The sequence below is a fragment of the Clavibacter sp. MX14-G9D genome, from assembly GCF_032917815.1.
Classification (GTDB): Bacteria; Actinomycetota; Actinomycetes; order Actinomycetales; family Microbacteriaceae; genus Clavibacter; species Clavibacter michiganensis_K.
The window spans coordinates 1-8,276 of the sequence record NZ_JAVCVL010000126.1 but is presented as its reverse complement, the minus strand read 5'-3'; the positions used below and the strand labels follow the sequence as shown (position 1 = coordinate 8,276).

The window sequence follows — 8,276 nt, the reverse complement described above, 5'->3', positions numbered from 1 at the left end:
CGGGCGCCGGATCCGGCGTCACCGCGGGGCACGGCGCCGTGGCCCTCGGGCACGCGCTCGCCCTCGCGGACGGGTCCCGGGGGCGTGCCGTCGCCGAACGGGCGGCCGCCCAGCTCCTCGCGGCCGTGCGGCTCCAGCCAGCCCCACGTCTCGGGCCCGACGGGCACGACGCGGGTGGGGTTGATGTCGGTGTGCGTCAGGTAGTAGTGCTGCTTGATCTGCACGAAGTCGATGGTGTCGCCGAAGCCGGGCGTCTGGAACAGGTCGCGCGCGTAGGCCCACAGCACGGGCATCTCGTCGAGCTTCTGGCGGTTGCACTTGAAGTGCCCGTGGTAGACCGCGTCGAACCGGGCGAGCGTCGTGAACAGGCGGACGTCGGCCTCGGTGATCGTGTCGCCCACGAGGTAGCGCTGGCCGGCGAGGCGGTCGCTCAGCCAGTTCAGGCGGGAGAAGAGGCGGTCGTAGGCCTTCTCGTACGCCTCCTGGGATCCGGCGAACCCGCAGCGGTAGACGCCGTTGTTCACGTCGCGGAAGACGAGGTCGGCGACCTCGTCGATCTCCGCGCGGAGGTGCTCCGGGTACAGGTCGGGCGCGCCCTCGCGGTGGTGCTCGGTCCACTCCGTGGAGAGGTCGAGCGTGATCTGCGGGTAGTCGTTGGTCACGACCTGGCCGGAGGGGATGTCGACGAGGGCCGGCACGGTGATGCCGCGCGGGTACCCGGGGAAGCGGGCGAGGAACGCGTCCTGCAGGCGCTCGATGCCGAGGACCGGGTCGCGGCCGTCGGGGTCGAGGTCGAAGGTCCAGCTGCGCGCGTCGTGCGTCGGGCCGGGCAGGCCGAGCGAGATGGCGTCCTCGAGGCCGAGCAGGCGGCGGACGATGACGGAGCGGTTCGCCCACGGGCACGCGCGCGCGGCGACGAGGCGGTAGCGGCCGGCCTCGACGGGCCACCCCTGGGAACCGTCGCGGAGGATGCGGTCCTCGATGTAGTTCGTGTCGCGGGTGAACTCGCCCTCCTCGACGTAGCGGCCGGGGGAACCCGCCTCGTTGGTACCGGTGGGTGTCGCCTGATCCGTCATGGATCCAGCCTAGGCCGGGCGGCCCGCGGCGACCGGGCGCGCGGCGGGAGCGCGCGTGCCCTAAACTGCTCTCGTGCCCGTCCTCCCCGAGGCGGCCGGGCGCAGGCGGCGGACCGTCATCCCACCCCCGACCCGGGTCTCCCGGTTGCTCGAGGAAGGTCCCCTCGCCACCGTCCGACCGCACGCGTCACCGTGCGCGACGGACGCCGAGTCCTTCCGATCCGGGAGCGCAGGCGCGGCCTGGCCCCGGCAGTGAACAAGGAGTTGCATGGCTCGCACCGGCCAGCGGCGGTCCTCCGCCCGCACGCGCACGATCGACAACGAGGGGCTCATCCCCGTCCTCGCGCGCGCCGTGCGCGAGATCGAGCAGGCCGCCCAGCGCGGCAAGCTGAAGCCGGTCAACCGCACGAAGTTCCAGGTCATCGCCGTGCTGATGCGCGAGGAGCGCACGCACGCGAAGGACACGGCCACCCCGCTCAGCGACTCCGAGCGCGCGGAGACGCTGAAGCGCCTCGACGGCATCGCGAGCATCCTGGCCCGCACGGCCGCGCGCGACACCTCCGTGCTGCCGCTGCTGGACCCCGACGCCAAGCTCTCCGAGACCGCCCGCGCCATGCGCAAGCACATGCTGTTCGACGGCGGCGTCGAGATGGTCGTCGAGGACGAGCCGGAGCCCGAGCCCGAGGACCCGGCGATCGCGAAGCTGCACGAGCGCCAGGTCGTCCCGCCGTCGGTCAAGGCCCGCGTGCTGGCGAACCCGTTCCTCGAGCCCGACCTCGACCGGCCCGCTCCCGCGGCCCCGCCCACGCGCCTCCTCGCCAACTGGGAGCTGCTCGGCCCGCTGTTCAAGTCGTTCGAGTACGGCGCCGGCGGCGGCATCGCCAGCATGGACCTGCCGGAGAGCCCTCGCATCGACCGCCTGTCGCCGCACGGCCTCGAGCTCATGCGCCACCAGGCGCGCTTCCTCGAGAGCGTCCGCCTCGGCCACCGCGAGTTCCTGCTCGCCGACGAGCCGGGCCTCGGCAAGACCGCGCAGGCCCTGCTGGCCGCCTCCGTCGCCGACGCGTACCCGCTGCTCGTCGTCGTCCCCAACGTCGTCAAGATGAACTGGAAGCGCGAGGTGGAGCGCTGGACGCCGCACCGCCGCGCCACCGTCATCCACGGCGACGGCGCGGGCCTCGACGCCTTCGCCGACGTCGTCATCGTCAACTACGAGGTCCTCGACCGGCACATCGGCTGGCTCCGGACGCTCGGCTTCCGCGGCATGGTCGTCGACGAGGCCCACTTCATCAAGAACCTGCAGTCGCAGCGCTCGAAGTTCGTGCTGGCGCTCGCCGAGAGCATCCGCCAGCGCCAGTCCGCGCCGCTGCTGATGGCGCTGACGGGCACCCCGCTCATCAACGACATCGACGACTTCCGCGCCATCTGGCAGTTCCTCGGCTGGATCGACGGCGACAAGCCGACGTCCGTCCTCATGGGCGAGCTGGAGGAGGCGGGCCTCACGCCCGCCGATCCCGGGTTCTTCGCGGAGGCGCGACGCGCGGTCATCGACCTCGGCATCGTCCGCCGCCGCAAGATCGACGTGGCGACCGACCTGCCGTCCAAGCGGATCGCCGACCTCCCCGTCGAGCTCGACGACGACCTGGGCCGCTCCATCCGCCAGGCCGAGCGCGAGCTCGCCGCCCGCCTGGTGCGGCGCTTCACGGCGCTCGTCGGCGCGCGCGGCACCACCGTGCCGGAGGTCCTCGACGGACCGGCGGCGGAGCGGGCGCACCTCGTGCGGCTCGTCGCGCAGTCGGAGCTCGACGAGGCCAAGGCGCAGAAGACCGGGGAGAACGTCTTCACCATGGTCCGCCGCATCGGCCAGGCCAAGGCGGTGCTCGCCGCCGACTACGCGGCGCAGCTCGCGCGCTCGGTCGGCAAGGTCGTGTTCTTCGCCAAGCACGTCGACGTGATGGACCAGGCCGAGGCCACGTTCGCGAAGCGGGACATCCGGAGCGTCTCGATCCGCGGCGACCAGTCGCCCGCGGCGCGCCAGGACGCCATCGACTCCTTCCAGAACGATCCCGAGGTGGAGGTCGTGGTCTGCTCGCTCACCGCTGCGGGCGTCGGCCTCAACCTGCAGGCCGCGTCGAACGTGGTGCTCGCCGAGCTCAGCTGGACCTCCGCGGAGCAGACGCAGGCCATCGACCGCGTGCACCGCATCGGCCAGGAGGAGCCCGTGACCGCGTGGCGCATCATCGCGGCGCAGACCATCGACGCGAAGATCGCGGAGCTCATCGACAGCAAGGCGGGCCTCGCGGCGCGCGCGCTCGACGGCGAGGACCTCGACGAGGCCGGATCCACGTCCGTGCAGCTCGATGCCCTGTCGCACCTGCTCGAGGAGGCGCTGGCGGCGGGTTGACCCGCACCCGCTCCACGACGACGCCCCCGCGACCTGCTGGTCGCGGGGGCGTCGTGCGTTCGCCGTCTGCTAGCCGCGGTCCCGGCGTCGGCCATCCGTGGCCCGGCGGATCAGGTAGGCGGCGGCGAAGACGAGGACGCCGACGACGAGCGCAGGGCCGAGATGCTCCGTCGCCGCGCCCCCACCCACCATCGGGACGACGACGAGCTGCGACACGAGGAAGAAGGCCGTGAGGATGACGGCGTCGCGGAGGGCGCGGCGGCGGGCGGTGGTGGAGGTCATCCGCCCAGGCTGCTCGTCGAGGGCGAGCGGAGCGTGGACGATCCCCAGCCCGGTCAGCCGCGCTCGGCCTTCCGGCGCTCCCGCTCGGCCTTGCGGGCCGCGCGGCGCTCGCGGGCGACGGCGTCCTGCGCGTCCTGCGTGGGGTTCGAGCGGGTGGTGCCGATGACGGCGAAGGCGATGAGGATCACGACGACGACCATCACGGCGACGACGACGAAGGTGGGCACCACGGTAGCTCCTCGGGGTCGGGCATCACGAGCGTACCGACCGGATCCGCCGGCTCAGTCCTCGAGGGCCTCGCCGCGCAGGTCCGGCAGGGTGAGCGCGGCGACGGCGGCCAGCGCGAAGACGCCCGCGAACACGCCGAACGGCAGGGCGACGCCACCGAGGGCGAGCAGCGGCGGCACGCACAGCGGCGCGATGATCGACGCGAGCCGCCCGAATCCGGCCGCGCTGCCCGCGCCCGTCGCGCGCACGCGCGTCGGGTACAGCTCGGGCGTCACCGCGTAGAGCGCGCCCCATGCGCCGAGGTTCGAGAACGACATGAGGGCGCCGAACACGAGGATCGAGGTCACGTCGTCGGCGGTGCCGAAGAGGCCCGCGGACACGGCGGATCCCGCGAGGAAGACCGCGAGCGTCACGCGGCGCCCCCAGCGCTCCACGAGCCAGGCCGAGACCGCGTAGCCCGGCAGCTGCGCGAGCGTGATGAGCAGGGTGTACCCGAAGGAGCGCACCAGCGAGAAGCCCTGCGCCACCAGCAGCGTCGGCAGCCAGATGAAGGCGCCGTAGTAGGCGAAGTTGACGCAGAACCACACGATCCAGAGGGAGAGGGTGCGGCGGCGCGGGCGCGCGCCGAAGAGGCGCTCGCGGGGAGCGGCGTCGGCGGCGGGCGCGGCGGACGCGGCCTCGGCGGCGGTCTCGGGCACCCGCGCGTCGTCGACCGGCGCCGCTGCTCCGGCCGACTCCTCCAGCCCGCGGACCACGCGCTCCGCCTTCGCGTGCCGGCCCTTCGCCTCGAGGAAGCGCACCGACTCCGGCAGCCGGAGCCGCACGAAGATCGCCCACACCGCGGGCACCGCGCCGAGCGCGAGCGCCCAGCGCCAGCCGTCCTCGCTCGTGGGGATGACCAGGTAGCCGATGAGCGCGGCCGCCGTCCAGCCGACCGCCCAGGAGGACTCGAGGATCACGATCACGCGCCCGCGGATCCGCGCCGGCGAGAACTCGCTCACGAGAGTGGAGGCGACCGGCAGCTCCGCACCGAGCCCGAGGCCCACGACGAACCGCAGCGCGATGAGCGCCCCGACCGACATCGCGAGCGCGGACACGCCCGTCGCGAGGCCGTAGACGAGCAGCGTGAGGGCGAACACCTGCCGACGTCCGATCCGGTCCGCGACCAGCCCGCCGACGCTCGCGCCGATGGCCATGCCGAGGAAGCCCGCCGATGCGACGAGGCCGAGCTGCCCCGCGTCCGCCTCCCACACCACGGCGAGCTGGGCGATGACGAACGAGATGAGGCCGACGTCCATCGCGTCGAGGGCCCAGCCGACGCCGCTGCCGCCGAGGATGCGGGAGTGGCCGCGGGTCCAGGGGAGCGCGTCGAGGCGCTGGGCGCGGGTGGGCCGCGAGGTGGTCGTGGTCATGGTGTGGGGCTCCCGAGAGGCGCACGGCGCGCGATGGTCGCCGCGTCGGCGGTGTGGAGGACGGGCGACGCCGCGGGAGACGGGGATCCGTCGGCGGCGGGTCGAGCGTAGCGCCGCGGCGGTCCGCCTCCGGGAGTGTGACGCCGGCGGTCGCGCGCCGTCGGTGCACGACGTGCGATGACCGCCGGCGCGCGGGGACCGTGGCGTGCAGCGTGCAACGTGCAGCGTGCGGCGACTCCGGCATGCGGGCCCTGGTCCGGGGCGGGCCGCGACCCTAGGCTCGTCACCATGTCCGTCCCCACCCCCGTCGCCGTGGATCCGGCCCCGCCGCGTCCCCGCCTCCTGCCCGCGCCGCTGGTCCTGCTCGTGGGCCTGGTGCTCGTGCCGCTCGCACTCAGCCTGGCGGCGAACAGCTGGTCGGCGCCCGACGCGGCGGCCTACGTGCGCATGGCCTTCGCCTCCGTCGCGGGGATCGTCGTCGCGATCGGCACGGTCGTCCTGCTCCTCGTCGACCGCATCCGGCACCGCGCGCCCGCGGGCACGATGGTCGCCCTCACCGTCGTGGTCGCGGTCTGGGGCGCGAGCAGCCTCGACTCCACCCTCGACCTGCTGCTGCAGCGGCTCGCCTCCGTGGGCTGAGCCCCGCGGACGCGCGCGCCGCCGCATCCTCGCGACGCCGGACGCGCGCCGGGCGCGACCCGGCCGGTGCCGGATCAGCCGAGCGCCTCCGGGGCGCGGAAGAAGTCGCGCTCGTACGCCGCCGAGAGGCGGGACGCCTCGAGCATCGCGGACCGGCGGACGGGGCCCGCGAGGACCGCCGCCTCGTCCACCAGCTCGCACGCGCGCCGGGTCGCGGCCGTGAAGGCGGGATCCGCGTACGTCTCCAGCCACGCCGCGTACGGGTGCGCGGACCCGGCCGCCGCCGCGGCGGATCCCGCCGCGTGGAGCCGGACGCCCACGTCGGCGTAGATCGTGAAGCAGGGCAGGAGCGCCGCGACGAGCACGGCGTAGTCGCTGCCGGCGGCGTGCGCGAGCAGGTGGTCGACGTAGGCGCGCGTCACCGGGCCGGGGACCACGGGCGCGGGGTGCCGGGACAGCCACTCCTCGTGCAGCGTCGACTCGGCGGCGATCGCGTCGGCCGCGGACCGCGCCCACGCGACCTGCGCGTCGGGCGTGGGCGCGAGCTGGCTGGCCCGGGCGAGCACGCGGGAGTAGGCGCGGAGGTAGATGGCGTCCTGCGCGAGGTAGTGCGAGAACCACGCCTCCGGCAGGCTGCCGTCGCCGAGGCGGCGGACGAAGGGCAGGTCGTCGATCTCGCGGCGGAGGTCGGCGGATCCGGACCACATCTCCTCCGAGACGGGCGGCAGGTGCGTGCCCGCGGCATCCCACAGCGCGCGCAGGTGGTCGAGCGGGCCGGCCCCCTCGCCGACGTCGAGGTCCTCGGCGCGCGCCAGGGATCCCGTGAGCCAGCCCTTCGCCTCCGTGAGCGCCGCGAGCCAGTCGCCGCGCCGCGGCTGCAGGGTCGCGAGCGCGCTCGAGAGGGAGCAGCCGGTGCCGTGCGTGCTCGTCGTGGCGATGCGCGGGCCGGGGACGACGTGGACGGCGGAGTCCGCGGCGTCAGAGCCGTCCGCGCCGTCCGCGCCGTCCGCGCCGTCCCCGGCGGGAACGACGAGCGCGTCCGGGCAGTCGTCCACGCGGAGGTGCCCGCCCTTGACGATCACGCGCACGCCGTGCCGCGCGGCGAGGGTGCGGCCCTGGGCGAGCGCGGCGTCCCAGCCGTCGGCCTCGGGCTCGCCGAGGAGCGCGGCGAGCTCCGGCAGGTTGGGCGTCACGACGTCGGCGAGCGGGAGGAGGCGCCGCAGCGCCTCGGTGGCGTCGGCGTCGAGGAGGGCGTCGCCCGACTGGGCGACCATCACCGGGTCGAGCACCACGACCGGCGGGCGCACCGCGCGCAGCCAGTCCGCCACCTCGTCCACCACGGCGGCGGATCCGAGCATGCCGACCTTCACGGCGTCGATCACCACGTCGTCGGACACCGCTTCGAGTTGCGCCCGCAGGAACGCGACCGGCGGCACGTGGATCTCCCGCACGCCCCGCGTGTTCTGCGCCACGAGCGCCGTGACGACGGCCATCCCGTAGCCGCCGTTCGCTGCGATGGACTTGAGGTCGGCCTGCACGCCTGCGCCGCCCGTCGGATCCGTGCCCGCGATGCTGAGGACGCGCGGGACGGCGCGGCTGCCGCGGGCCGGGCCGGCGGCTGCGGCGTGGTCGTGGTCGTGGTCGTGGTCGGCAGCGGCCAACTCGTCGACGGCGGAGTCGTCGCCGACGGGGCCGGGTCCGGCGGACGCGGACGCGTCGCCCGTGGCCGCCGCCCGCACCCGATCCCACGCGTCCGCGAGCTCGCGGGTGGCCGCCGCGGGATCCTCGGCCGCGCACACCGCGGACACCACGGCGGTGCCCGCCCCGCCCGCGGCCGCCACCGCGTCCACGTCGTCCACGTCGACCCCGCCGATGGCGACGCACGGCACGGGGGAGAGGCCCGCGATGATGCCGAACCCGTCGTGCCCGAGCGCCGCCGGGTGGTCGGGCTTCGTGCTGGTGGGCCGGATGACGCCGACGCCGAGGTAGTCGACCGTGCCGTCCGGCAGGGCGCGGATCGCCTCCACGTGCTCGGGGGCGTTCGCCGTGAGGCCGAGCACGAGGCGCCGGTCGGGGCTCGCGGCGTCGAGCATCCGCCGCACGAGGTCGGCCGGCACGTCCGACTGCCCGACGTGGACGCCGTCCACCCGCGCACCCCGGGCGAGCGCCGCGAGGGCCACGTCGACGCGGTCGTCGACGAGGAGCGCGGGCCGCGGCGCGGTCGGGTGCCCGGCG

7 protein-coding genes are annotated in these 8,276 nt (G+C 75.0%); 2 read left to right on the top strand and 5 right to left on the bottom strand.

Annotated elements, in window-relative coordinates; all coding sequences use genetic code 11:
• The coding region (locus tag Q6969_RS10610; protein WP_317230408.1) for a glutathione S-transferase C-terminal domain-containing protein at positions 1-1,076 on the bottom strand (1,076 nt) is incomplete at its 3' end.
• Positions 1,077-1,344: 268 nt separating this feature from the next.
• Between Q6969_RS10610 and Q6969_RS10605 the strand changes: the two genes are divergently transcribed.
• Complete coding sequence (locus Q6969_RS10605) at positions 1,345-3,480, top strand: DEAD/DEAH box helicase (protein ID WP_317230407.1); 2,136 nt, start codon at positions 1,345-1,347, stop codon at positions 3,478-3,480.
• A gap of 69 nt (positions 3,481-3,549) precedes the next feature.
• Here Q6969_RS10605 and Q6969_RS10600 read toward each other — a convergent pair whose 3' ends face one another.
• From Q6969_RS10600 to Q6969_RS10590, 3 genes are read right to left on the bottom strand one after another with little or no spacing between them, the layout of a single operon-like run.
• Positions 3,550-3,762 carry a hypothetical protein gene (locus tag Q6969_RS10600; protein WP_094116259.1) on the bottom strand — a complete coding sequence of 71 codons (213 nt, stop codon included), beginning with the start codon at positions 3,760-3,762 and terminating at the stop codon, positions 3,550-3,552.
• Positions 3,763-3,815: 53 nt separating this feature from the next.
• Positions 3,816-3,992 carry a hypothetical protein gene (locus Q6969_RS10595; RefSeq protein WP_181034762.1) on the bottom strand — a complete coding sequence of 59 codons (177 nt, stop codon included), beginning with the start codon at positions 3,990-3,992 and terminating at the stop codon, positions 3,816-3,818.
• Between the two features lie 51 nt (positions 3,993-4,043).
• The gene (locus Q6969_RS10590) at positions 4,044-5,402 is read right to left on the bottom strand and encodes an MFS transporter (RefSeq protein ID WP_317230406.1); all 1,359 of its coding nucleotides are present in this window, start codon (positions 5,400-5,402) and stop codon (positions 4,044-4,046) included.
• Between the two features lie 288 nt (positions 5,403-5,690).
• On the opposite strand from Q6969_RS10590, the gene Q6969_RS10585 reads away from it, so the two are divergent.
• Positions 5,691-6,041 carry a hypothetical protein gene (locus Q6969_RS10585; RefSeq protein ID WP_317230405.1) on the top strand — a complete coding sequence of 117 codons (351 nt, stop codon included), beginning with the start codon at positions 5,691-5,693 and terminating at the stop codon, positions 6,039-6,041.
• A 74-nt stretch (positions 6,042-6,115) separates the two neighbouring features.
• Here the strand turns inward: Q6969_RS10585 and Q6969_RS10580 are convergent.
• Positions 6,116-8,276, bottom strand: a 2,161-nt coding sequence (locus Q6969_RS10580) for a bifunctional hydroxymethylpyrimidine kinase/phosphomethylpyrimidine kinase (RefSeq protein ID WP_317230404.1), incomplete at its 5' end; no start/stop codon positions are given.

What these genes read in the sequence shown, in the direction of transcription:
- Q6969_RS10605 (WP_317230407.1), top strand. Translation starts at nt 1,345, where the DNA reads ATGGCTCGCACCGGCCAGCGGCGGTCCTCCGCCCGCACGCGCACGATC.
- Q6969_RS10600 (WP_094116259.1), bottom strand. Translation starts at nt 3,762, where the DNA reads ATGACCTCCACCACCGCCCGCCGCCGCGCCCTCCGCGACGCCGTCATC.
- Q6969_RS10590 (WP_317230406.1), bottom strand. Translation starts at nt 5,402, where the DNA reads ATGACCACGACCACCTCGCGGCCCACCCGCGCCCAGCGCCTCGACGCG.
- Q6969_RS10585 (WP_317230405.1), top strand. Translation starts at nt 5,691, where the DNA reads ATGTCCGTCCCCACCCCCGTCGCCGTGGATCCGGCCCCGCCGCGTCCC.